This is a genomic window from Catenulispora sp. EB89 (assembly GCF_041261445.1).
Classification (GTDB): domain Bacteria; phylum Actinomycetota; class Actinomycetes; order Streptomycetales; family Catenulisporaceae; genus Catenulispora.
On the sequence record NZ_JBGCCU010000006.1, the window covers coordinates 42376 to 68793 of the forward strand.

The window sequence follows — 26418 nt, forward strand, 5'->3', positions numbered from 1 at the left end:
GGACCCTCCATCCTTGTTGGGTCTGAACTGGTATCAAGCCGGGATTCGGCGGCTTCGGGGCCGACTTGGAAAAGGCTCCGGCGGCACTATTGCGCGGGGCCGGTCTTCGGCCAGAATGCCGTGACACAAATCTCCGTCTCCGACGGTGCCTCCTGCTTTTGGAAAAGAAACGGGAACCCATGACCAGCTCTGCGCGCGCACGCCGCCGAGACCGCCATCTTGGACTGATACGCGCGAGCGCCGTGGCCGGCGCCGCCGCGTTGTCCGCCACGCTGCTGCCGACCGCCGCGTGGGCGGCGCAGACCGCCGACCCGCCGTCGGCGTCGACCCCGTCCGTCGCCGCGGCCACCGGCACCCGGCCCAGCGGCGACTCGCCCACCGCCAAGGCCGACCCCGCGGTGCTCAGCGCCGAGCGGTCGGCCTCCGCCCAGGCGAAGGCCGCCGGCAGGCCGGTCGTGGTGGACGCGCTGACCGACGAGACCTCTCAGACGCTGGCGAATGCCGACGGCACCTTCACCGCCACCCAGTACGCATCCCCGGTGCGCGTCCGTCAGGGCTCGAAATGGGTCGCGGTGAACACGGTGCTGGCCCGCCGCGCCGACGGCACCTTCACCCCCGGCGCCACCGACGCGGACGTCGCCTTCTCCGGCGGCGGTTCGACACCGCTGGTCACCATGACGCGGGCCGGCGGCCAGATCGCCATCAGCTGGCCGGGCACCCTGCCGGCACCCACGGTCGTCGGGGACACCGCCACCTATCCCGAGGTGCTGCCGGGTGTCGACCTGGCGATGACCGCCCGGCCGGACGGCTTCGGCGAGGTGCTGATCGTCAAGACCGCGGCGGCCGCCGCCGATCCAGGCCTGGCTCAGCTGCACTTCGGCATCGCCACCAAGGGCCTGACGCTCACCACGGCACCCGACGGAACCGAGGCCGCGGTCGACGCCAAGGGCACCACGGTCTTCAAGACCGACACCCCCACGATGTGGGACTCCTCGACCGCCGCCCCCGCCGTGAAGTCCGCGGGCCAGGCCGCGGACGCCCATGCCGCGGCACCGGCCGGCATCGGCTCCGACTTTCGGCAGCCCGGCTCGGCGGCGCACGTGGCCCCGCTCGGCGTCACCTTCGACGGCGGCGGCCTGACGGTCACCCCGAGCCACGCGCTGCTGTCCAGCCCGGCGAGCTCGTTCCCGGAGTTCATCGACCCGGCCTGGTCCGGCAACCCCTCGGTGGTGGCCTGGGCCTCGATCAACTCCAACGGCGGCAAGTGGACCAGCGGCACCGATGCCGACCTCGGCCTGGACAACTGGTCCGGCTGCGGCAGCTGGTGCGGCTCGGTCTCCCGCTCGTACTTCGAGATGAACGACAGCGGCTTCCAGGGCGCGAACGTCACCGCCGCGACGTTCTATCCGTACTTCACCTGGTCGTCCGATTCGGCGACGGAACCGGTGCAGATCTGGCTGGACCCGGACTTCCCGTCGAACCTCGACTGGTCGAACAAGCCGTCCGGTTCGGCTTCCACCTACGTCACCGCGGTGAACACGTGCGCCGGCCACGGCACCTCCGGCTGCGCAGCGGGGACGGTGGCGTTCACCGTCACCTCCGCCGCGGTGACCGCGGCCGGCGGCGGCAAGCGCGACTTCGAGGTCGACGCGGCCGACGAGTCCAACGAGCTGCAGTGGAAGCGCATCGACCCGACCAAGACGTCGTGGTCCGTGACCTACTACCGGGCCCCCTACCTGAACTCGACCTACACCACCACGCCCAAAGTCACCGGGCCCGGCGGCACCTTCGTCAACTCCACGAACGTGACCATGCTGGTCACCGGCGGTGACAGCGACGGCGAGAACGTCCGCAGCGGCTACGAGATCTGGAACTGGGCCAACAACACCAACACCACCAACGTGGCGAACAGCATGTTCTCCGCGTACTCGGCCAGCGGCGGCGCGTTCACGCACAGCGGCCTGCCGGACGGCACCTACGCGTGGCGCGGTGTGATCGAGAGCGAGAGCGGCGGCATGTGGACGGCCTGGTCACCCTGGCAGGTGTTCACGGTCGACACCTCGCAACCGCCGACGCCTTCGGTGGAGTCGGCGCAGTTCCCGGCCAACCAGTTCGGCGCCTCGTACACCGACACCGGTAACTTCACCCTCACCACGCACGGCGTGGACAACGTCGCAGGGTTCATCTTCTCCCTGGACGGCGACCTCGGCTCGACCGCGTGGTCGCAGACCAGCCCACCGCCGACCTGGAGCAACGGGGCCATCACCCGGGCCAAGGACTACTGGGCACCGATCAGCGGCGGCGTCGCGACCGTTTCCTTCAGCCCACTGACGGTCGGTCCGCATCGGCTGTACGCCAAGGCGGTCGACCAGGCCGGCAACACCTCGGCGACTGAGGCCACCTACCTGTTCTATGCCGGCCTCACCTCCCCCAGCTACGCCTACGGCGACCAGTTGGCCAACGGCTGCGCGGTCAATGCCTGCAACGGCAACACCGTCGCGGTGCCGGCGGCACACGCGACGCTCACCGGCGGCGGCGAGGTCCTGGTCCAGGGCACCTGCTGCAACATCCGGTTCGCCGACGGCAACCAGGTGATGCTGGCCAACGGATCCGGCCACATCGCGGTCGGTGACACGGTGACGTACAGTTTCAACGTCCCGTCCACGGGCTACTGGGACATCGGCGCGAACCTCACGTCGGGCACGGACTACGGCCAGTACACGCTGACGCTGGATCAGGGCGCGTCGACCCAGGACACCCTGGTGACCGGATACGACGCCTACGCCTCGACGGTGACCACGTCGTACCACGACTACGGCCCGGTCAAGAACGCGGCGGGCGCCGCGGTTCAGCTCAACGCGGGTATCCACACCCTGACGCTCACGGTCACCGGGAAGAACAGCGCCTCGACCGGCTACCAGAACGGCATCGACGTGCTGCGGCTGGCACCGATGAGCGCCACCTGCACGATCACCGACCTGAGCAGCTGCCAGGACAACACTGCGATCAGCGACGACTCGAACCACCTGGCCGCGGACGCCGACGGCTACGGGGAGAGCTTCTCCTCCTCGCAGCTCACCACCGCCGGATGGAAGCCAGGCGCCTCGATCACGGTCAACGGCGCGCCGATGACGCTGCCGAACTACGCGATCGGCAAGGCGGACAACATCCTGTCGTCCGGGCAGACCGTGAACGTGCCGAGCACCTACTCGAACAGCGGGAACGCCGTGGAGTTCCTGGCTTTCGGCACCAACGGCGCGGTCACCGGGGCCAGCGGCACCATCACCTATGCGAACGCCTGCAACAGCTCCGTCTCTCAGCCCTTCACCATCGACGACGTCCCGGACTGGACCGCCGGTAGCGCGGCGCAGCACGTCATCGGTTTCGCGAACCGGAACAACCCCAGCGGCCAGGACAGCACCTCGCCGCAGGTGTTCGCGGTGAGCGTGCCGCTGACCTGTCCGGGACAGGCGATCGCGAGTGTGAGCCTGCCGGTGGTGACCAACAAGACGCTGCCGGGCCAGCCGGCGCTGCACATCCTGGCGATCGGCATCCGCGCGTCTTCGTACACTGACACCTCCGACGCGCAGAACTGGACCGGCACCTTCGCCGCGGCTCAGGACAGCCACTTGGGCAGCCTCGGCGCCCAGACGGTGCGCATGCCGGTCCACATCTCGGTCGCCGGGACCAGCCTGCGGCTCCACCTGTCGAACGCGCTCGGCAGCGTGCCGGTGTCCTTCGACGACGTCACAGTGGCCCAGCAGAGCTCGGGTGCGGTGCCCGTCGGCACGCCGACGCCGGTGCTGTTCAACGCGGGCAAGACGGTCACCATCCCGGCCGGCGGCGAGGCGGTCAGCGACTCGCTGAACTTCCCCACCACGGGCCAGGAAACGCTGCTGGTGTCGCTACACCTGAGCGCCTCGGACGGCGACGTCGTCGGCCACGGCTCCGCTCAGAACACCAGCTGGACCGCGACGGCCGGCTCGGACCAGGCGGCGGACGCCTCCGGGACGCCGTTCACCGCGACCATCACCAATCTGGACTGGCTGTCCGGGATCGACGTCACCTCTGACGGGGCGACCCTCGGCTCGCTGGTGCTCTACGGCGACCAGACGGTCAACTCGGACTCGGCGAGCGGCGACGGCCAGCACCACCTGTCCGACGTGCTGGCCGGCAAGCTGGCCGCGGGGAACGGCGGCGTCGTTCCCTACGGCGTCCTCAGCGAGGGCACCAACAGCTGGAACGCGTCGAACAACCTGCTGCCCGCGCTGTCGACCAGCACGACGAACACCTCGCCGCCAACCGCGTTGAACCCGGCGGACCGGAACATCCTGGACAACACGAACGTCCGCACAGTGCTGATCTCCACCGGCATGAGCGACATCCTGGCCGGAGGCGACGCGACGACGATCGAGAACAAGCTGTCCGCCCTCAGCGAGCAGGTCCGGCACGCTTACACCGACGACGCGACCGACTACAACGTCAACATCAACAACGCGGCCGGCCTCCTCACCGTCTACGTCGCGACGATCCCGCCCAACGCCACAGCGCTGACCTCCGCTCAGGAGAATGTGCGCGAGGCGGTCAACGCCTGGATCCTGACCAAGGCCACCAGCGGCAGCTACGCGAACGGCAACGCAGACGGCGCGATCGACTTCGCCGCGGCAGTCAGCAACAACGGGACCGACCTGGGAACCACCGTCAACACGGCGGACCTCTACAACGGCAACCCGGACGACTCGTACTACAGCGCCCTGGCGCAGCAGTACCTGACGAACACCGTCTCGCCGCCGGCGCCGACGAGCACGGTCGCCGTTCAGCCGATGGTGATCTCCCCGACGGGCGGTGTACGCGGCTGACGTTGACAGTAAGTAAGGCCGTGGCCCTCACCGGATCCGGTGAGGGCCTGTACTGGTCGAGTTTCTGACCACCACAGGGCACCTCTCTTCAGGAGAGCGAGACAACAACACGGGTGTGATCGATACGACCTAGAAAATCACCGCCTGAACTCCACCCGCCAGACCGACCACATCTACGTGCTCGACTACGGCCGCGTCGTAGAGACCGGCAGCCACAAGGAGCTGATGGCTGCCGGTGGCGGGTACAGCGTGCTGTATTCGATGCAGGCCGCGCAGTTCCAGCGGTGAGGGACGGGGGCGGTGTGGCCCGCGAAGTCAGGGCTTTGCCGAGGCCTCGCTTCCGTCGAGATCGGCGAGGTAGGTGCGAATCCGGTCGGCCTCGGGCACGTCGAGGCCGACATAGATCTCGAGGGCCTGCTGCAGGTGCCGCCGGGCCTCGGGGATGCGATCGGTCGCGCGCAGTATATGCCCGAGCCCTGCGAGAGCTCGGGCCTGTTCGTACCGCGCGCCTGAGCCGGCTGCCATCGGGAGCGCGGCGGCGAAATGGGACCAGGCCTGCTCATGGAGATGCTGCCGCAGCAGCACTTCGCCGAGCCCGTTGTGTGCCTCGAGTTCCCCGTTCTGGTCCCCGACCTCTCGGCTCAAGGTCAAGGCCCGCTCCAGGTGGACCACAGCTTCGTCATCGCGGCCCATATCGTGGAGGAGGAGTCCCATGTCCTTGAGCACGTCGCCCTCGGAGGCGCGATCGTCGGTCTCCCGACTTATCTCGAGTGCCGCTTGCAAGTTCGACTGGGCTTCGTCGTAGCGTCCCAATTCGCGATGGACAGTGCCCAGATTTCCCAGGGTGATGGTCTCATCGGTGGGGACCTTGAGCTCGCGGAAGATCACCAGCGCCTGTTGGAGCTCGTCAAGAGCCTCCTCGAGCAGCCCGAGACGGATGAAGACGAAACCCAGGTTGTTGAGAGCATGGCCTTCTCCCAGGCGGTCCGACATCTCACGGCGCAGCGCGAGGGACCGCCGGTTGTGGTCGACCGCCGTGGCCCCGTTGCCCAGGCGCAGCTCGACGCTGCCCAGGTTGGTGAGAACAGCGCCCTGCGCGACCCGGTCCCTGAGTTCCTCGAAGATCGCCAGGGCCTGGAGGTTGAGGTCGCGGGATTCGGGCAGGCGGCCTTGGCGCAGTTTGATGACCGCCAGGCTGTTGAGTTCGTGTGCTTCAGCTTCTCTGTCGTCGCGCTGACGCGCGCACTCCAGAGCGTTGCCGTGGATGGTGAGAGCTTCCGTGTAATGCGCTCCGGTCTCCAGGTACCGGCGGACCGCGGTGGCCAGCTCTTCCTCGCCTGACGACCAGCCGTATTCTTCCGAGTGAGCACTGATCGCCAAGAGATTGGGGCGTTCGGCGTCGAACCATGCCTTCGCCTCCGCGGGACCGGCAAAGCGGGGCGCCGGATCAGCCGAGGACGGCGGATCCGCCAATCGGCGCCGCTCATGGGGGAAGAGCATGACGGTCGCTGCCGTGGCGGTGTGCAGGTAGTAGTCGAACAGGCGCTGTCGTGCCGCCTTCCGAGCGTCGAAGGAGTCGAACTCGGCGGCCAACCGGCTGGCGTAGGCCCGAAGCAGATCGTGCATGAGGAATCGGCCCGCTCTCGTCTCCTGGACCAGATTTGCGTCGCTCAGGGTCTCGGTCAGATCCCGGCCGTCCTCGGTGCCGGTTTCCAGAAGCGCGGACACGCTGAACGCGTCGAATCCGCGGCCCGGATGCAGACCCAGAAGACGGAACGCCTGCGCCTCGATCGGCGAGAGATAGCGGTACGACCAGGAGAAGACGGACTGGACCGTCATGCGTGTGTCTCCGCCGGCCTTGAGACGGCTCAGCCGGCGTTGTTCGTCGGCGAGTTCGCTCGTGAACCTGGTCAAGGCGACTGCCGGGTGCCGCACTGCGAGCTGCGCCGCGATGCGCAACGCCAGCGGCAGCCGGACGCAGTATTCGGCCAGGAGCTCGACGGCGTCGGGTTCCGCCTGGGCCCGCTCTTCACCGATCACCGTGCGGAGCAGCTGCACCGCGTCGGCCGTCGGCAGCAGGTCCAGGTCGACTTGTTTCGCGCCGTGCCCCGCGCCCAGGGCACTGAGGTCGTCTCTGCTGGTGACGATGACCCGACAGGATACGGCGCCGGGAAGAAGCGGGCGGACCTGCTCGACGTCATGCGCGTTGTCCAAGATCACGAGCATGCGTCGACCGTGCAGCATCGAGCGGAATCGTGCGCTGCGTTCATCCACCTCATCGGGAATCCGGTTGCCGGTCAGCCCGAGGCTGCGCAGGAAGGCCGCCAGGACCTCAGCGGGCGATGCGGGATCATTCGAGTCGTATCCGCGCAGGTCCGTATACAGGACGCCGTCGGGGAAACGATCGTTGGCTTGGTGCGCCCAATGGATGGCGAGAGCGGTCTTGCCGACGCCGGGGGTGCCCGACACAGCCGTGATGACAACCGCTGGGGCGCCTTTGTCATGGTCGGCAGCGAGCAGCTGGTCCAGAAGTTCGAGTTCGGTGGTGCGGCCAATGAACCCGGATACGTCGAGCGGGAGTTCGCGGGGTACTGGCAGTGGCGCGGGCGGCGGCACATGGAGGTGCATTACGTCGGCGACAATGGCGTCGCGTTCGGCGTGAATGTGAATATCGCTCGCGTCTTCATGTGATCGCGAGCTGCTGCCGGTCACTTTGACTCACCCGCCTCCGGCTCCTCGGGGCGCCCCTGGTAAACGTTCATCGTGTCCGCAGCGTAGGAATCTCTCTTGGCCTTGACGTGGATAACCGTTTTACGGCTGGACGGTTCCCCGGGTTCGCGGTAGCCGCTGGCGGAACCCGGCTCCTGGTCTGCGGATCGTCGGCGGTCAGGGATGGCGAGCCGTACGGCCCAGACGCCGGCAATCGCAGTGATGATCGTCGGGAAGAGTGCGAGCACGCTTGCCCAGAAGCTTGCGCGCTCCAGCCCCTGATGCCATAAAAAGACGGCCAGTCCCGCTCCGATAATAATGAGGCTGATGGCTGCCAGCGCCTTTGCTGCACGACCCATACCTTTGATTCTCGCATGCTGTTACTTGATCGAAATCCACATCGAGCTGTTCGATCTCTATGCGGGATTCCCGCCATTCGGATCTTTTACTGCGGCGTAGTTGAAATGTTCGGGACAGATCCGGCCGTGTCATTCAACAGGTGGTTCCCTGTCAACCTGGATGACTCAGGACTATCAAGTATTTGATCATTCGTTTCGCGGGTCTTCGTTTGCGATCATCTGTCCGTTCCTGATGTTCCGGCGGGCGAGCCGCAGGCCCTAGCCGCGCGCGTTCGCCTAGGAGCATCGAAGGCTGACCCGTGTCTGCCGAATACCTCGTCCGTGCAGGTCAGCCCCATATGCGGGCTTGGTAAGATTGTTGTGATCCCGGCACCGAATCTCGTCCTGTGGCCGCAGCGACGTCTCGGGCATGATGGCCGGTTGTGTTGTGCTGTTGCGTCTGACCTTGTAGGGCTCGGAAATACGAATCTGGGGTTGATCTCCGGTTCTCTGGTGGGGAGCGTGGGGTGCGGTCAGGAGGCGATCTAGTACTCGTGGGTGAGTCCGCCGAGGACGGCCTTTCGGCGGATCCGGTAGTCCGCGAGGTTGACCGGAGCCGGCGGCCCGGTCTCGGCCTGCACCGGGGTCAACTGGCCGAGCCCGCGATGCGGCCTGGCTTCGTTCCGGTGAACCAGGTAGGTCGTCAACGTCCGGCGCAAGTGCTCTTCGTTGACTACCAGCATCCGGTCGTGCAGTTCGCGGCGTAGTTCCCCGATGACCCCCTCGCAGATCGCATTCGCCCTTGGTGCCCGCAGCGGGCTCTTCAAGACCCGGATCCCCTCGTCTGCGAACACCGTGTCGAACCCGTCGGTGAACTTGGTGTCACGGTCCCGGATCAGGAACTTGAACTCCTTGCCGCGCTCGGCGAGGTTCATCAGGACATTGCGGGCGGACTGGGTGGTGCACTCCCCGGTCGGGTTCGCGGTCACCCCGGCCAGATGGGCCTGACGGGTCCCGTGCTCGATAAGGATCAGGGCATAGAGTCGCTTCAGCCCGATCGTGTCCACATGCACGAAGTCGATCGCCAGGATGCCGTGGGCTTGGGCGGTGAGGAACTGCTTCCACGTCGGGCCCGAACGCGGCGGGGCCGGATCGATTCCGGCCGCGTGCAGGATCTCCCACACCGTCGAGGATGCGATCCGGTGGCCGAGCTTGACCAGTTCGCCGGAGGATCCGGCGATGGCCCCACGTCGGATTGTCCTTCGCCATCGTGAGCACGAGCTTCTTGACCGCCGCTGCGGTCGGTGGCCTGCCAGGCCTCCGGCGGGCGCTGTAGTCCCACTTGCGCGCGACGAGCCGGTGGTGCCAGGCCAGCAGTGTCGCCGGGCTGACCGGGAACACCTCGGCCCAGCGGCGGCGCGGGATCAGCGAGGACAGTGCCGCGAACCAGAACCGGTCGGCCGGCTCGTAGCGGACCCTGACAATCTGACGGCGCAGGACCGCATTCTCATGCCGGAGAACGAGCAGTTCGGCGTCCTTGGATACCTCACAGCGGAGCAAGACCGCCACGGAACTCAGGACACGGCGCGTTACACGGTACGCAACAGACAGGAACATCGAGCCAGGATCACAGCTCGACAATCGAAGGCCGCATGTGCCCAGGTCACAGGCGCAATCGTATTTCCGGGCCCTATAGGATTCGAGCCCCGGTGCGCGGCCGTGTTCGCATATCTCACTCTTGCTAGAAGGACCTCGCGAAATAATGGCGGCTTGCTGCTCGATTCACGGGCCGGAACGCCGTTCGTCGTCACCGGAGTCGGGGACGGCTGACACGTTTGGGCATTCCGATTCGAGGTCGGTAGTCCAGACGATCTACCGGCGGGCGGCGATGTTAGGTCTCTGGTTTTTGTATCGTTGTGCTGCTTATTTGCTGCGAAGTTAGCTGCTCTTTGAGCATGTCCAGCTCTGTCTCGAGCGATTCGACTTTGGCAGCTAGTTCTTGCTCGCGCTGCCTTTTGCGCCGCGGTGGGCTAGGCGACCATTCGCCCCACCATTCCTGCGGCCCATGCGAGCGGAGGAATTCCAGGGTGAGTTGGTCAACGCCGTCCCGCAAGAGTTCCTGCCGTACCTTCTTCCAGCTGGTTAAGTTGCGCTCTCTGGAGAAGCTCACGAGATCGAGCAGCGTCTCCCGGATGTTCCAATTTCGGCACTGGCAGATGAATGCCAGGCCAGATGACACAGCGGCAGGACTGAGTCAAACGCCACGATCTGCGCGATCGTCACCTCGAGTCTGGACCGATACAACGCCACCGCCTCAGCCTTGAACTCCGGCGGATGCTGCTTCACGCCATGCGCCAGGAGCTCCTGGCCACCTGAGCCCCACGATCCAAGTGTCTCTCGTATCCGATATCCGGGGTTCCATGCCCCCACCTCGCGCGCCACTCGCGGACATGCTTCCGGCCTGGGCGACGGCGGCACCGCGAAAAGCAGCACCTTCCTTTTGGCACGGCATGCCAATACACTGAGACGAGTGCGGTACGGCTGAGGGCAGATCGTGCGCCTCGGGCTCTGTCATGCTCCTGCCCTGCGACCCGCTGCACGGGTCCTGGGTCGTGCGCCCCGTGGCCGCGTCCGCATTCGTTTCTGTCCGTGTACATCCAAAGCCGGCGTCCACGTGCGTGTACGTCCGCATCCACCGGGGAGAATCCGTGAACGAGACAGACTCAGTCCAAACCGGGCAGGACACCGCCGACGCCACGTCGCCCGACGCGGTCGACGAGGCCGACGTGCTGCTTTTCGAGGGCGATGCGCTGGTCGAGGAGGTCTCGATCGATGGCATGTGCGGCGTCTACTAGACCGTGTCCATGACCTCGCTGGACCTGGACCGTGCCTGGGACCTGCACCCGCAGGTCTCGGTGCGGCCAGAGCCTTTCGGTGCGCTGCTGTATCACTTCGGCACCCGCAAGCTGTCCTTTCTGAAGGACCGCACGCTGCTGGCGATCGTCCAGACGCTCGCGGAATCCTCCTCCGCGCGGGCGGCCTGCTCGGCCGTCGGTGTCGGCGACGCCGATCTGCCCCGCTACGGGCGGGCCTTGGCCGCGCTCGCCCAGTCGTCGATGGTCGTCGAAAGGACTCAGGAACCATGACCACGGCACCGCAGACATCCAGGCCCGCGCAGCCCGTGCCGCGGTTGGTCGACCTCTTCGAGCACGGCCTGGACGCACCGATCTGCCTGACCTGGGAACTCACTTACGCCTGCAACTTGTCGTGCACCCACTGCCTGTCCAGCTCCGGCCGGCGCGACCCGCGCGAGTTGAGCACAGCGCAGGCCAAGGCGGTCATCGACGAGCTGGAGGCCATGCAGGTCTTCTACGTCAACATCGGCGGCGGCGAGCCCACGGTGCGCCCCGACTTTTTTGAGCTGCTCGACTACGCCACCGCCCACCGCGTGGGCGTCAAGTTCTCCACCAACGGCGTGCGCATCACCCCCGAAGTCGCCCGGCGACTGGCCCGTAACGACTACGTGGACGTGCAGATCTCCCTCGACGGCGCCACCGCCGACGTCAACGATGCGGTGCGCGGCCCCGGGTCGTATGACACGGCGGTGCGCGCGATGGGCAACCTGGCCGCCGCCGGGATGAAGAACTTCAAGCTCTCCGTGGTGTGCACCCGGCACAACATCCCGCAGATGGACGCCTTCAAGGCCATCGCCGACCGCTACGGCGCCCAGCTGCGGCTGACCAGGCTGCGCCCCTCCGGACGCGGCGCGGACGTCTGGGACGAGCTGCGCCCTTTGCCGGAGCAACAGCGACAGCTGTACGACTGGCTGGTGTCGCATGGCGATCAGGTGCTCACTGGCGACTCCTTCTTCCACCTTTCCGCGTACGGACAGGCTTTGCCGGGCCTGAACCTGTGCGGTGCCGGTCGCGTGGTGTGCCTGATCGACCCGGTCGGCGACGTGTACGCCTGCCCGTTCGCGATCCACGACGAGTTCCTCGCCGGCAACGTCCGCGAGCGCGGGGGGTTCGCCCACGTGTGGCGGGAGTCGGAACTGTTCCGCAGCCTGCGGGAGCCGCAGACCGGCGGCGCTTGCGCCTCCTGTACGTTCTACGACACCTGCAAGGGCGGTTGCATGGCGGCGAAGTTCTTCACCGGGCTGCCACTGGACGGCCCCGACCCCGAATGCGTCCAGGGGTACGGCGAGCAGCTGCTGGCTCAGCGTCCGGCCAACGGCGGTGATCTCCCCAGGCCCTCCGGCGATCACTCCCACCGCGTCTCCCCCGCTCGGCGGCAGGGCCCGGTGGACCTCACGCTCACCCGTCGCCCAGACGTGGCCCACCCGCCGGTCAGCGCCTGCGCAGAGAACCCGCTGGCCGGGGTGCGCCTCGGGTGACACGTGCGCTGCGGAACATCCCCTCTTCGTGACGTCCCCTTGAAGGAAGTACCGCCGCATGGGCAGGATTCCCTGGTTCGAAACCGTCGCCGAGGCGCAGCGCCGTGCCAAGAAGTATCTGCCGAGCAGCGTCTACGGTGCGCTCGTGGCCGGCTCGGAACGGGGCCGCACGATCGCCAACAACCTCGAAGCCTTCGCCGATCTGGGCTTCGCCCCCCGGGTGGTGGGCCATCACGCCGACCGTGACCTGTCCACGACCGTGCTCGGGGTGCCGACCTCCCTTCCGGTGCTGATATCGCCGACCGGCGTGCAGGCCGTCCATCCCGACGGCGAGGTCGCGGTAGCCCGCGCGGCCGCCAACCGCGATGTGATCATGGGGCTGAGCTCGTTCGCCGGCAAGCCGGTCGAAGAGGTCTGCGACGCCAACGCGAACCTCTTCTACCAGATGTACTGGACCGGGACGCGTGAGGCGATGGTGCAGCGCATGGAGCGGGTGCGGGCCGCGGGTGCCAAGGCCCTGATCGTCACCCTGGACTGGTCCTTCTCTCACGGCCGGGACTGGGGCAGCCCGGCCATCCCAGAGAAGATCGACTTCAGGACCGCGATCAGGTTCGCACCCGACATCCTGCCCCGCCCGCGCTGGATGTGGAACTTCGCCAAGGCCCGCCACATCCCCGACCTGACCGTCCCCAATCTCCGGCCGCCCGGCGGAGCGGCCCCCACGTTCTTCGGTGCCTACTACGAGTGGATGCAGACCCCGCCGCCAACCTGGGAGGACGTCAAGTGGATGCGTACGGAATGGGGCGGCCCATTCCTGCTCAAGGGAGTGACGCGCGTCGATGACGCCAGGCGGGCCGTCGACGCCGGCGTGAGCGCCATCTCGGTCTCCAACCACGGCGGGAACAACCTGGACACCACACCGGCCACCATCCGACTGCTGCCCGCGATCGCCGACGCGGTCGGCGACCAGATCGAGGTCCTCCTCGACGGCGGCGTACGGCGCGGCGGGGACGTCGCCAAGGCGCTGGCGCTCGGGGCGCGTGCGGTCCTGATCGGCCGCGCCTACCTGTGGGGCCTGGCCGCCAACGGGCAGGCGGGCGTGGAGAACGTCCTGGACATCCTGCGCGGCGGGCTCGACTCGGCGGTGCTCGGGCTCGGTCACTCCTCAGTCCACGAACTCGGCCCGGACGACCTGGTCGTCCCCGACGGCTTCCGCCTCGCCGCCGGCGCGGCGCGGTGACCGGCTGGCCGACGATGTCAGCGCCCCCTCCCGAACAGGCCACCCCCATGGAACCGCCCATGGAACTGGACCGCATGGTCTGGCCGGAGGTCCCGGTCGGCGCGCTGGTGCTGGTTCCGATCGGCTCGACCGAGCAGCACGGCCCGCATCTGCCGCTGAACACGGACAGCGTCATCGCCCACCGGCTGGCCGTGGCCGCGGCCAAGCTGCTCATGACAGAGCAACCGCGGCATCCAGTACTACTGGCGCCCACCATCGCGTACGGCGCCAGCGGCGAGCACGCCGGTTTTCCCGGGACGGTCTCCATCGGGCACGAGGCGCTGCGCCTGGTCCTGGTGGAGACCGTGCGCTCGCTGGCTCTGTGGGCGGACCGGATCGTCTTCGTGAACGGCCACGGCGGCAACGTGCCCACCCTCGTCCCGGTCGTCGGCCGGCTGCGGGCCGAGGGCCACGAGGTATCGTGGCTGGGCTGCGACATCCCGGGGGGCGACGCGCACGCCGGACAGACCGAGACCTCCCTGATGCTGTATCTGGCCCCCGACGACGTCCGGCTGTCCGCGGCGGTCGCCGGGGACACCCGGCCCCTCGCCGAGATCATGCCCGAGCTGGTGTCCCGGGGCGTCCGGGCGGTGTCGCCCTCCGGCGTGCTCGGCGACCCTGCCGGAGCCACCCCCGAGAAGGGACGCGCCGTGTTCGAGACCATGGTGTCCGCCCTCGCCCACCGCATCGCGGAAGGCGGAACGGACTCAGGGGGCTGCCTCGTCGGTCCCGTACCGCTGGGAGAACGGCACGCGCATGACGCTTCCTGACGGCTTCGTAGTCACCCTCGACCGGCGCACCCGGGTCCTCGACGGCGGGCGGGCCCTCCTCGGCGGCTACCGCACCCGGCTGATCCGGCTCAGCCCTCGGGCGGTTCCGCTGTTGGACGGACGCACGCTCCACGTCCGAAACCGGGCGGGCGCGGTCCTGGCAGACCGCCTGCTGAGCACCGGCCTGGCCCATCCGGCGGTCGAGGCCCTGCCGCCGCACCCTCCGGGCGGCGCAGACGGTCCCGGCTGCACGTACGTGATCCCGGCGTACGACCGCGCCGGGCAACTCGACCGGCTCCTGGCGAGCATCCCCGACGGCTACCCGGTGATCGTCGTGGACGACGCCTCCCGGCGCCCCGAGGCCGTCGCCGCCGTCGCGGCCGCGCACGGCGCGCAGCTGGTGCCGCTCACCGTCAACGTCGGACCGGCCGGCGCCCGCAACGTCGGGCTGGGGCAGGTCACCACCCCCTATGTGGTGTTCGTCGACTGCGACGTCGTGGTGTCGGCCGACACCGTCCCCACCCTGCTGCGGCACTTCGCCGACCCCCTCGTCGTCCTGGCGACGCCCAGGATCGTCGCGCTGGCCACCACGCGAGCCTCCGGCTGGCTGGTCCGTTACGAGAGCATCCGCTCGTCCCTCGACCTGGGCGCGTTCCCCGCCGCCGTCTTCCCCGGCACGCCGGTCTCCTGGGTCCCCAGCGCCTGCATGGTCGCCCGGGTCGGGGCACTCACCGGACTCGGCGGCTTCGACGAGCGGATGCGGGTGGGCGAGGACGTCGACCTGTGCTGGCGTGCGGTCCGGGACGGGTGGCGGATCAGGTACGAGCCGGGAGCCACCGCCGCGCACGAACACCGGACCGGCCTCGGTTCCTGGTTTCGGCGCAAAGCCTTCTACGGCACCGGTGCCCACCCCCTGGCCACGCGCCATCCACAGAACATCGCGCCCGCCCTGCTGCCCCCCTGGGGTGCCGCGCTGCTGCTCGCCCTGCTCGCCCAGCGCCGCTGGTCCCTACCTGTCGCGGCCTGCGTGTGGGGCGTCGCGACCGCCCGGATCGCCGACAAGCTGGAGAGCACCGAGCAGCCGGTCCGCCAGGCGGCCCGGCTCAGTGCCGGCGGCGCCGTATCGGCCCTGAGCCAGGGCTCGGCACTGCTGACCCGTCACTGGTGGCCGCTCACCGCCCTCGGCTGCCTGGCCTCCCCTCGGATCCGCCGCGCCGCTGCTGTCGCGGCGATCACCGACATCGCCCTCGAATACCATCGCGACGCGACCCGCCTGGACCCGGTCCGTTACGGGATCGCCCGTCGGCTCGACGACCTCGCCTATGGTGCCGGCGTGTGGATCTCCGCCGTCAAAGGGCGCTCCACAGCAGCACTCCGCCCCCGCATCGTCCTGTCCCGGTCCCGCGCGGCGGCCACCCGCCCGCGATGAGAGAAGCGAAGCAGCGCTGTGTATCAGGATTGCCAGCCTGCTCCACAGGAGTACCTGTGAAGTCGACGTCCGGCGCAGCCATGGTCACGCCCGGGCCGGCCAGGATGGGAAGGCCGCGGGCGACCTCGCGGGCCGAGCTGGAGCGGATCGGCTTCGATCTGTTCGCCCGGCAGGGGTTCGACGGCACCACGGTGGACGACATCGCCGCGGCCGCGGGCATCGGGCGTCGTACCTACTTCCGCTACTTCTCCTCCAAGCAAGACTTGGTCTGGGGCGACTTCGAGGAGCATCTGTTCAGGCTGCGCGAGCTGCTCGCGGCAACCGCCCCGGGCGTCAGGCTCGTGGACGCGCTACGCGACGCCGTCGTGGAGTTCAACGACTTCGATCCCATCGTGGTGCCCTGGCACCGGCAGCGACTGGAGCTCATTCTGCGGGTGCCCGCCCTGCAGGCGGATGCCGCCCTTCGCTATGCCTCGTGGCGGGCCATCATCGTCGAGTTCGTCGCGGCACGCACGGGTCTGCCGGCGACGGAAATGCTTCCCCGGCTCGCGGGCCATACCGTCCTCGCGGCGGCCGTCGCCGCGTACGAGCACTGGCTCAGTACGGACGGAGCCGACCTGCCGCTCCTGCTGAGCCGGGCCATCGAACAGGTGGGCGCGGGTCTGAGCACACTGCCCGACAAGCGCACCCCCAGCCCAGCCGCCTGACACCGGTTCTTCTCAGCCACCATTGTGGCCACGGGTTCCGGACGCCGCGTCATGCCGCATCGCGCCGGCGATGAACTCCCCGACGAGCACCGCTGTGGCGGCTGGACCGCGCAGCGGCGCCGTAGGAAGGATCGAGGTGTCCGCCACCCGAAGTCCGCACAGCCCGTGCAGCCTGCCACTGGGGTCGACAGCCGCTCGGGGATCGTCCGCGGGACCCATGGGTACCGTGCCGCAGGTGTGTTGGGCCGTGCCGAGCCGGGCCCGGATCCAGTGGTCGAGGCGGCGGTCGTCGTCGAGGATCGCGGCGCCCGGTTCGAGCCGTCCCGAGGACACCTCCCGGAACGCCCTGCTTGCGAGCAGGTCCGCGGTCACCCGGACCGCCTCCCGCAACCGGCGCCTGTCATCAGTGGTACGGAGGTAGCGGTAGTCGATGTCCATGGGAATCGTGATCTCGGCCGACCTCGTGCGCAGCGACCCGTCGGTCCGGGGTGCCTGCGCGGAGACCAGGAACGCCAGGGGTGCCCCGGGGACGGCCGGGCGCCCGGTGGTCAGACCGGCCATCGGGACGAGCGACTGCAGGATCTCCAGGTCGCCCGGGTACTGGCCGTCGGACGACGACACGTGCAGAGCCCCGCCGAACCAGGATCCGACCGGTTCGGCCACGTCGCCGCGTGGCGTCCACTCCACCACCACCTGAGGATGGTCGCTGAACCGTGCTCCGACGGCCGGACTGTCAAGGACCACGGGGATGTCCGCGGCCCTCAACATGGCGCCCGGGCCGATGCCGGAGCGGTGCAGCAGGTGCGCCGATCCGAAGGCCCCCGCACAGAGCACGATCTCACCGGCCTCCAGCAGGTCGCGGCGGCCACCGTGCTCGATCACGACGCCGGTGGCCCGTCCGCGGCGGACAACGATCTCATGGACCCGGCAGCCGCCGATCACCGTCAAGTTGGGGCGCCCGAGGGCCTCCAGGAGATAGCTGACACCGGTGTTGATCCGCCGGCCGTCCACCGCGTTCGTCGGAACCGGGCCGAATCCGGGAGGGCTCTGGGCGTTCTTGTCCGGCTCATCCGGCAGGCCCAGTTCGTCAGCGGCGGCAGCGAACGCCGCCACGGCCGGATGCCGCAGGTCCGTGCGCCGTACCCGGACGGGTCCGCGGTCTCCGTGCACGGGATCGGCCCCGTAGTCGAGGTCGGTCTCCAGAAGGCGGAGCACCGGCAGCATCCGGTCATACGACCAGTCCGCCCCGCCCGCCGCCGACCACCGCTCGAAGTCCTCACGCCGGGCCCGCACGAAGTAGCCGCCGTTGACCGTGCCGGAACCGCCCAGTACGCGCCCCCGCGGCACGGAGTAGGGCCGGTCCGGGGTGAGATGGACGGCGTGGTGCTGGACGGCCCGGCACTCGGCCCACGCGCCCGGAACCAGCCGGGCGTCCAGCAGCTCCGGTGGGAACTCTGACAAGTCGCGCGGCACCGGTCCGGCTTCCAGCACCAGCACGGAACGGCCGGGATCCTCGCTCAGCCGCGCCGCCAGGACGCAGCCCGCGACACCGGCCCCGATCACCACAACATCAGGACGCTGATCGAGGACGTTCCTCAGCACGGTGCGGGCCCCTCCTCTTCCTGTGCCCCGCGGCGACAGCCTCGCGAGGTTCAGCCGAGCAGCTTCACGGGCAGGCGTTCCAAGCCGTTCACCACGATCGAGTCGAGCCGCGCGGGTACTCCGTCCGGCTCGATCTTTATGGATCTGTCGAGGAGCTCCTCGAAGAGGAACCGGATCTCGACGCGGGCCAGCGTGCTGCCGACACAGAAGTGCTCACCGGCACCCAGGGCCAGGTGCCGGTTGGGATGCCGGGTCACGTCGAAGCGGTCGGGATCGGCGAACACCTCCTCGTCGCGGTTGGCCGAGGGCAGCCACAGGACCACCTTGTCACCGGCTCCTATGCGGCGGCCGCGGATCTCGGCCGGCTTCGTCGCGGTGCGCATCAAGTGCGTCGCGCTGGACGTCCAGCGGAGCACCTCCTCGACCGCGCCGGGCAGGAGTGCCCGGTTCTCGACGAGCAGACGCCACTGCTCCGGACGCTCGAGGAACGCGAGCATCCCTCCGGCCGCCGCGAGACGGGTGTTCTCCGTCCCCGCCACGAACAAGTTGTCACAGTTGAGCAGGATGTCGTCCCGGCTGAGCCGCTCACCCTCGATCTCCGCCGTGACCAGCGCGCTCACCTGGTCATCGCCCGGGTCCGCGGCCTTGGCCTCGGCGAGGTCCCCGAAGTACTCCATGATCTTCAAGTGGGCGAACCGCCTGGTCATCGCATCCCCGCCGCCGAGCGCCTCGCGGCTCAGCGCGAACAGGTGCTCCCAGTCGGACTCCGGCACGCCCATCATGCTGCAGCTCATGTAAAGCGGTATCCGTGCCGCGATGTCCCCGACGAAGTCGCAGTGCTCCAGCTCCAGTGCGAGGTCGAGCACGTTCGCGGCGACCTCGCGCACCTTGGCCTCGAAGACCCGGACCGAACGCACCGTGAACCACTCATCGACCAGCCCTCTGAGCTCGCGATGGCGGGGCGCGTCGGTGAGGGCCAGGGTCCGGCCGCCCCCGGGGTCGGCGCCGAGCCCCGAGGGCCGCAGGAGTATGCCGGCGGCCGAGCTGAAGGTCTCCGCGTCGCGCAGGACGGCCCTGACGTCGTCATACTTCGTCAGCGCCCAGAAATCGGGGTAGTCGGTCGCGGCGTGGTGGTGCACGGGGTCGTTCTCACGGAGCCACCGCCACATTGCGAACGGGTCACCGTCGGAATAGAGCCCCGGGCTCACCAGGTTGACGTCGATCGGCGGATCGGCGGCGGCGTCAGGCGATGGGATCACTCCTACTCTCCCGTTGCCAGGAGTTCGGACGGGAGGTCTCGCCCGTGCCGCATCGGCCCGATGAGGAGCGCGCCGGTGCTGAGGGTGATCACGATCCCCGCCGCCCAGAGCGCGGTCCTGGGGCTGTACACACTTCCGAGAACGGCGCCGAGGATGGATCCCACGGGCATGCAGCCCCTGTTCATCAGGGTGAAGGCGGCGCTGCACCGGGCCAGCAGCCGCTCGGGCACGTACGACTGGACGAACGTGCCGAGCACGACGTTGGCGACGCTGATGCCGGCCAGGTAAACCGCCGACCCGACGACGAACAGGGCCAGCCCGGCGTTGTGGAAGCTGAGCGGGATCAGGAGGGTGAACGGCGCGGTGACGGCGACTGAAATCAGCAGCGCCCGGGCAGTGCCGAGCCGGCGGGAGAGCCGGGAGGTCCCCATCGCGCCGAGGATCCCGCCGATGTTCGTCACGGCGACGAGCACACCGGCGGTGGCCGCGTTGACGCCCATGTCCCGGACGAGGAACACGATCGCGACGGCCATCATCATGGCGTCGCCGATGTTGCCCAGGCTTTCGTAGAGGGTCATCACTCGGAGATAAGGGTTCTTCGCCACGAAGACGATGCCTTCCTTGATCTCGGTGCGCAGCGACGTCTGCGGCTCCTCGGACGGCTCGCGAGCGGGCTCGTTGGCGGGGATGCGGGCGAGGCAGAAAGCCGAGTAGGCGAAGGTCAGGCCGTTTATGAACATCCCCGTGACAGCGCCGAACAGCTGGGCGACGATGCCGCCGACCCCGGGCCCGGCGACCTGGCCGGCCGTCCCGCTCGCCTCCAGGACGGCGTTTCCCTCTTCGCGGTCCTGCTCTTCGAGCAGCGACTGCATGTAGGGCTGGTAGGCGATCGTGAAGAAGACCTGCGCCCCGCCGCCGATCACGAGAGTGACCACGAGCTCGGCCATCGTGATGGTCCCGGTCCACGCCAGGATCGCGATACTGGCGAACGCCAGGAAGGCGACGAGGTCGGAGACCAGCATGATGGGCCGCTTGGCGTGGCGGTCCACCCACGCGCCGACCGGCAGGCCGATGACGAACCAGGGCAGCCACAAGCAGGCCTGCAGCAGACCCACGGCGAACGTGCCGGTGTGAAGCACCTCGATGGCGATAAGGGGAACCACCACGACGACCATCTGCGAGCCGAGCGTGCTGATGGTCTCGCCCAGCCAGAACAATCGGAAGTCGCGATGTCTGCGCAGGATGTTCTTTTGTTTCGGCTCCGCCTCGAGGGTTGGCGCCATCTGTCTCTCCTGGGATCTGGTAGGTCCGGTCACTGGGGCTGGGACGATTTCTGTCGTTCGTCGAGACGTCTGGCGAGCTGGGCGGGTGTGGGCGCGGCGAAGATGTCGCGGACGTTCGCGCGAACGTCCAGGACGGTCCGGATGCGGTTGATCAGCCGGGTGGTCAGCAGCGAGTAGCCGCCGAGGGCGAAGAAGTTGTCGTTCACGGCGACCTCGGGGACCTCGAGGATCTCCATGAACAGATCGCAGATGATCTTCTCCTGCGGAGTGGGCGGAGTGTCACGCTCTGATTCGTCAGCGACGCCCTGGTCCGATTCCTGTTCGCGCGGCGCGTCCCGCTGCGCCAGCCGGCGGTCGCGCTCGGCCACAGGCACCAGATCGAGCTCGCCGATCCGTACGTCGAGGTCACGCGTGACCAGATCCAGCAGCCGCAGCAGCCGCTCGGCCAACTCCGTCACGGTGCCCTCGTCGAACAGGTCGGTGGCGTACTCCAGCGCCAGCCGCAAGCCCGCCGGATCGCCGTTCTCGTCCCGGTGCTCCTCGAAGACGACCGAGAGGTCGAACTGCGTCGAATACAGGGGATCCGGCAGCATCCGCACGTCGGCGTCGCCCAGGCGCAGGCGGTCGCTGTACGAGCCGTCGTCGAGCGCGAACATCACTTGGAACAGCGGGTGATAGGCAGCGGACCGCTCGGGGTTGAGCGCCTCGACGACACGCTCGAACGGGACGTCCTGATGCGAGTACGCCTCCAGGTCCACGGTGTGAACCCGGTCGAGCACCTCGCGGAACGCCGGATCCCCGGACAGATCGGTGCGCAGCACCAGCGTCTCCACGAAGAACCCCACCAGGTTCTCCTGCGCCTCATCAGTGCGTCCCGCAAAGGCCGTACCCAGCGGGATGTCCTCCCCCGCCCCATACGCCGACAACAACACCGCCAACGCGGCATGCAGCACCATGAACAACGTGCATCCCTGCGCCCGGGCGACCTCCAGCAACTGCCCGTGCAGATCCGCCGACACCTGCGAACGCGCCACCGCACCCCGATACGACGCCACCGCCGGCCGCGGACGATCCACCGGCAGATTCAACAACGCCGGAGCACCCTCAAGCTTGCGCCGCCAAAACTCGACCTGACCAGCCAGCACGTCCTGACCCTCGCCAGCCAACACCTCTTGCTGCCACACCGCGAAGTCTGCGTACTGCACCGGCAACGGCGCCCAGCCCGGAGCACGGCCTGTCACCCGCGCCTCATACGCCTGCGACAAATCCCGCGCGAAGACCTCCGTCGACCAGCCGTCGGTGGCGATGTGGTGAGCCACCACCACCAGCACGCTCTCGCTCGGCTCCGTCGTGAACAGACACGCCCGCAACGGGATGTCCTCCCGCAGGTCGAACTCCCGCGTCGAGAACTCCTCCACCAGCGCGTCCAGATCGCCGGCATCCGCGCTCGCGGACACCAGCAAAGGCCCCACCTTCTCGGCCTCCACGACCCGCTGCTCCGGCACACCGTCCACATCCGCGTACACGGTCCGCAGAATCTCGTGGCGCACCACCACGTCACGCAGCGCAGCCTCCAACGCCTCCTCGGAAACCGCTCCCGTGAGCTGCCACGCCGCGGGCACATGGTAGGCCGCCCCCGCACCGCCCCGGTCCTGGAACCACAACCGGAACTGCGCGAACGACAACGGAACCCGCTCCGGCCGCACCATCGGCACCAAAGCCGGACGGACACCGCCGGTGATTGTGTCCAGTCGCTTCGCGAGCCGGCCGACGGTCGGGGCGTCGAAGAGGTCGCGGACGGTCACGTCGATGTTCAGGACGGTCCTGATCCGGCCGAGCAGGCGGATCGCCAGAAGGGAATGGCCGCCGATGGCGAAGAAGCTGTCGTCGACACCGATGTTCGGAATGCCGAGGACTTCTTCGAACAGGTCACGGAGGATCGCCTCTTGCGCGGTGCGCGGAGCACGGTCCGACATCGCCGCGTACTCGGGAGGGGGCAGTGCGTCGCTGTCGAGCTTTCCGTGGACGGTAAGCGGAAGCTCGTCCAGTACCACGATGGCCGCAGGCATCATGTACTCCGGCAGGAAGCTCTCGGCCGCCTGGCGTATCTCCGTGGTCGCCAAAGCCGCGCCGGCCGCGGGGACGAGATAGGCGACCAGGCGCTTGTCTCCCGGCAGGTCGTCTCGTACGAGGACGGCAGCCTGTCCCACCCCGGGCAGGGCGTGCAGGACGGTCTCGACTTCGCGCGGCTCGATCCGGTAGCCGCGGATCTTCACCTGCTCATCGGTGCGGCCGAGGAATTCGAGTTCTCCATCCCTGTTCCAGCGGGCCAGGTCGCCGGTGCGGTACATCCGCTCGCCCAGGGCCCCGTAAGGGTTGGCGGTGAAGCGGGCAGCGGTCAAATCCGCGCGGCCGATGTAGCCGCGGGCCAGGCCCGCTCCCGCGACGTACAGCTCGCCGGCCACGCCGACGGGCCGCAGGCGCAGGTGCGGATCGAGCACGAACACCTGCGTGTTCACCAGCGGCCGGCCGATCGACGCCCGGCCGGTCGGGCCGGCCGAAGGGGGCTCGATGGCCGCGATCGAGACGTCGTCGGAGCACTCGGCCGGCCCGTACACGTTCATCAGCGCGGTCCGCGGGAAGCGCGCGTACCACGACGTGACCAGGTCGGCCGGCAGCTCCTCGCCGTGCACCAGCATCAGCCGAAGACTCGACAGCCATCCGGGCGGGGCGCTGCCGGCCTCCACCGCGTCGAGCACCGCCCGGAGCATGGCGGGCACGATCTGCAGGACGGTGATCCGGTGGTCGTCCACGCACTTGAGCATGGTGATCGGGTCGCGTGCGGTGTCCTGGTCCATGACGTGCACCCGGCCGCCGACGGTCAGCATCGTCAGCGCCTGCCACACGGACACGTCGAACGTCAGCGGGGCGTTGAACGCCATGGCGTCCTGCGCGGTGAGGCCGTACAGCTCGGCGACGGCGCGCAGGTGATTGGACAGGCCGCGCCGCGGGACCGCCGCCGCCTTCGGGCGGCCGGTCGATCCCGAGGTGAACACCAGATACGCCAGGCAGTCGCGGTTCAGGTCCGGCCCGGCAACCGGCTCGCCACCGCCGTCGGGCGGGGTCGTCTCCAGATCCACGATCGTGACCTGGTGAGCGGCTTCAGCCGCCACGGCGGCGGCACGGTCCCGCAGTCCGGCCTCGGCGACCAGGAGCGTGACACCGCTGTCCTCCAGCATCCGCGCCGCCCGGGAGACCGGAGTGCCCGCGTCCAGTGACAGATAGGCCGCGCCGGCCCCCAGGATCCCGACGATCACCGCTTCGTACCACGCGCTGCGCTCGGACAGCACCGCGACCGTCACATCCGGTCCGGCCCCCATCCCGGCCAGCACCCGGGCGACACCGTCCGACTGCCGGGCCAGCTCCCGGTAACTGACCTCGCCGACGGCGCCGGAGACGGCCACCGCATCCGGGCTGCTCCCGGCGAACCGGCGCACGCAGTCCAGGACCTCGAGCGGCTGCTCTTCGCGCGGCGACCCGTTCCACCGCACCAGCTGGCGGTCGCGCTCAGCCGGCGACAGCAGGTCCAGATCGCTGATCCGCACGTCCAGATCGCGGGTGACCAGATCCAGCAGCCGCAACAGCCGGTCCGCCAGCTCCGTCACCGTGCTTTCGTCGAACAGATCGCTGGCGTACTCCAGCGCCAGCTCCATACCCTGCGGCGCGTCGTTCTCGTCCCGGTGCTCCTCGAAGTCCACCGCCAGGTCGAACTGCGCCGTCTGGGCAGGCCCCGGAACCATCCGCACTCCGGCGTCGCCCAGGCGCAGCCGGCTGCTGTACGAGCCGTCGTCGAGCGCGAAGAACACTTGGAACAGCGGGTGATAGGCAGCCGACCGCTCGGGGTTGAGCGCTTCGACGACACGCTCGAACGGGACGTCCTGATGCGAGTACGCCTCCAGGTCCACAGTGTGAACCCGGTCGAGCACCTCGCGGAACGCCGGATCCCCGGACAGATCAGTGCGCAGCACCAGCGTCTCCACGAAGAACCCCACCAGGTTCTCCTGCGCCTCATCAGTACGTCCCGCGAAAGCCGTACCCAGCGGGATGTCCTCCCCCGCCCCATACGCCGACAACAACACCGCCAACGCGGCATGAAGCACCATGAACAAAGTGCATCCCTGCGCCCGGGCGACCTCCAGCAACTGCCCGTGCAGATCCGCCGACACCTGCGAACGCGCCACCGCACCCCGATACGACGCCACCGCCGGCCGCGGACGATCCACCGGCAGATTCAACAACGCCGGAGCACCCTCAAGCTTGCGCCGCCAAAACTCGACCTGACCAGCCAGCACCTCATCGCGGCCCCCGCCGGTCAGCACCTCCCGCTGCCACACCGCGAAGTCCGCGTATTGCACCGGCAACGGCGCCCATCCCGGAGCATGGCCCGCCACCCGCGCCTCATACGCCTGCGACAAATCCCGCGCGAAGACCCCCATCGACCAACCGTCGGTGGCGATGTGGTGAGCCACCACCACCAGCACACTCTCGCCCAGCCCCGTCGTGAACAGACACGCCCGCACAGGAATATCCACGCGCAGATCGAACTCCCGCGCGGAAAACTCCTCCACCAGCGCGTCCACGTCACCGGCATCCGCACTCGCGGACACCAGCAAAGGCCCGACCTTCTCGGCCTCCACGACCCGCTGCTCCGGCACGCCCCCGACATCCGCGTACACGGTCCGCAAGCTTTCATGACGCACCACGACGTCACGCAGCGCGGCCTGCAGCGCCTCCTGGGAGACCTCCCCGCGCAGCTGCCACACTGCGGGCACGTGATAGGCCGCCCCCGCACCACCCCGGTCCAAGAACCACAACCGGAACTGCGCGAACGACAACGGAACCCGCTCCGGCCGCACCACCGGCACCAAAGCCGGACGGACACCGCCGCGACCGGATGAGCCCTGATCGCCGACACGGTCCTGCGGCGAGATGGTCCCCGGAGCCTGGACGGCCAGCGCCACGAGCCGGTCGACCGCGGGTTCACGCATGATCTCGTTGCCGCCCGCTGCCAGAGAGGTGACGGACAGCTGCGGCCCGATCAGCGCGCACCAGCGCTCCGCGCGATCCCAATGCCGCAGTTCTTCCTGGGCGCGGTCGTGTTCGTCAGCGGTCTCCGCCCGGCTGGCGTGAACGAGCAGTACCCGGTAGTCGGCCTGCGGATGCTGCGGCCTGTCTCCCTCCAGGTACCGCTTCCACGCTGCGGAGTTCGCGCTCCGGACCGCGCGGGCGGAGCCTTCCGTGTTCCTAGTTCGGGAAAGGTCGGGTGCCTCCGACTGGGCCGCGTCCAGCGCGTCGCGCACCATCTCGTCGACATCGTCGGGGGTTCCCGGCGACGGGCTGTCGACGAGGATCAGCCGGGCTATCTTCGCCCCGGCCTGACGCAACGCCTGCGCCGTCTCCCAGGCCAGCAGCCCGCCAAGGCCCCACCCCACCAGTACCGGCGCCGCCGCCGGGCCGTCATCATCGGCGATGTCGTCCAGGATCGCGGCGGCGTAGCCCTGGGCCATCTCGGCCAGGCTCTCCTGCGCCGGGCGACCGTGAAGGCCCGCGGACTCGACCCCGATGAGTCGGGTGCCGGCAGGCCAAAGGCGTGCCAGGTCCCAGTAGCCGAGCGTGCCGCCGCCGACCGAATGCAGGCAGTACACACGGTTGTCCCCGGCAGCCTGCCGCAGCGGTACCAGGATCGAGTCCAGGGTCTGCGACGCGTCCGTGCACAACGAAGTAGTCATC

The 26418-nt window shown here is 68.7% G+C and carries 15 protein-coding genes; 8 read left to right on the forward strand and 7 right to left on the reverse strand.

Translation table 11 applies throughout. From position 1 onward, the window contains the following. Positions 1–179: 179 nt before the first annotated feature. A complete protein-coding gene (locus ABH920_RS14895) occupies positions 180–4859 on the forward strand; it encodes a hypothetical protein (RefSeq protein WP_370349554.1) in 4680 nt (1559 codons plus the stop codon). A gap of 315 nt (positions 4860–5174) precedes the next feature. Here the strand turns inward: ABH920_RS14895 and ABH920_RS14900 are convergent, their stop codons facing one another. From ABH920_RS14900 to ABH920_RS14910, 3 genes are all read right to left on the reverse strand, one after another. Continuing rightward, positions 5175–7571, reverse strand: a complete 2397-nt coding sequence (locus tag ABH920_RS14900; protein ID WP_370349555.1) for a tetratricopeptide repeat protein — start codon at positions 7569–7571, stop codon at positions 5175–5177. After that, the gene (locus ABH920_RS14905) at positions 7568–7927 is read right to left on the reverse strand and encodes a hypothetical protein (protein ID WP_370349556.1); all 360 of its coding nucleotides are present in this window, start codon (positions 7925–7927) and stop codon (positions 7568–7570) included. The genes ABH920_RS14900 and ABH920_RS14905 overlap by 4 nt, the downstream gene beginning before the upstream one ends. Positions 7928–8451: 524 nt before the next feature. Continuing rightward, positions 8452–9090: an integrase core domain-containing protein gene (locus ABH920_RS14910; RefSeq protein ID WP_370349557.1), complete on the reverse strand. Its 639-nt coding sequence runs from the start codon at positions 9088–9090 to the stop codon at positions 8452–8454. A gap of 1524 nt (positions 9091–10614) precedes the next feature. Here ABH920_RS14910 and mftA point away from each other — a divergent pair. The 7 genes from mftA to mftR all read left to right on the forward strand — a co-directional run bounded on the left by mftA (position 10615) and on the right by mftR (position 16484). Then, the gene (gene mftA, locus ABH920_RS14915; protein WP_370349558.1) at positions 10615–10761 is read left to right on the forward strand and encodes a mycofactocin precursor MftA; all 147 of its coding nucleotides are present in this window, start codon (positions 10615–10617) and stop codon (positions 10759–10761) included. Between the two features lie 9 nt (positions 10762–10770). After that, positions 10771–11052 (forward strand): mycofactocin biosynthesis chaperone MftB, encoded by a 282-nt coding sequence (mftB, locus tag ABH920_RS14920; protein ID WP_370349559.1) that lies wholly within the window; start codon positions 10771–10773, stop codon positions 11050–11052. Next, a complete protein-coding gene (gene mftC, locus ABH920_RS14925; RefSeq protein ID WP_370349560.1) occupies positions 11049–12299 on the forward strand; it encodes a mycofactocin radical SAM maturase in 1251 nt (416 codons plus the stop codon). The genes mftB and mftC overlap by 4 nt, the downstream gene beginning before the upstream one ends. A gap of 58 nt (positions 12300–12357) precedes the next feature. Continuing rightward, complete coding sequence (mftD, locus tag ABH920_RS14930; protein WP_370349561.1) at positions 12358–13539, forward strand: pre-mycofactocin synthase MftD; 1182 nt, start codon at positions 12358–12360, stop codon at positions 13537–13539. 59 nt (positions 13540–13598) lie between these two features. Then, positions 13599–14348, forward strand: coding sequence for a mycofactocin biosynthesis peptidyl-dipeptidase MftE (gene mftE, locus ABH920_RS14935; protein WP_370349562.1), 750 nt, complete (start codon positions 13599–13601; stop codon positions 14346–14348). Further along, positions 14335–15777, forward strand: a complete 1443-nt coding sequence (gene mftF, locus ABH920_RS14940; RefSeq protein ID WP_370349563.1) for a mycofactocin biosynthesis glycosyltransferase MftF — start codon at positions 14335–14337, stop codon at positions 15775–15777. The genes mftE and mftF overlap by 14 nt, the downstream gene beginning before the upstream one ends. An 80-nt stretch (positions 15778–15857) precedes the next feature. Further along, positions 15858–16484 carry a mycofactocin system transcriptional regulator gene (gene mftR, locus ABH920_RS14945; protein WP_370349880.1) on the forward strand — a complete coding sequence of 209 codons (627 nt, stop codon included), beginning with the start codon at positions 15858–15860 and terminating at the stop codon, positions 16482–16484. A gap of 12 nt (positions 16485–16496) precedes the next feature. Here the strand turns inward: mftR and mftG are convergent, their stop codons facing one another. From mftG to ABH920_RS14965, 4 genes are read right to left on the reverse strand one after another with little or no spacing between them, the layout of a single operon-like run. Continuing rightward, the gene (gene mftG / locus ABH920_RS14950; RefSeq protein WP_370349564.1) at positions 16497–18086 is read right to left on the reverse strand and encodes a mycofactocin system GMC family oxidoreductase MftG; all 1590 of its coding nucleotides are present in this window, start codon (positions 18084–18086) and stop codon (positions 16497–16499) included. A 50-nt stretch (positions 18087–18136) separates the two neighbouring features. Beyond that, a complete protein-coding gene (locus tag ABH920_RS14955; protein ID WP_370349565.1) occupies positions 18137–19345 on the reverse strand; it encodes a cytochrome P450 in 1209 nt (402 codons plus the stop codon). Positions 19346–19347: 2 nt separating this feature from the next. Next, a complete protein-coding gene (locus tag ABH920_RS14960; RefSeq protein ID WP_370349566.1) occupies positions 19348–20628 on the reverse strand; it encodes an MFS transporter in 1281 nt (426 codons plus the stop codon). Between the two features lie 29 nt (positions 20629–20657). Continuing rightward, positions 20658–26417, reverse strand: coding sequence for an amino acid adenylation domain-containing protein (locus ABH920_RS14965; protein ID WP_370349567.1), 5760 nt, complete (start codon positions 26415–26417; stop codon positions 20658–20660). Position 26418: the final 1 nt, after the last annotated feature.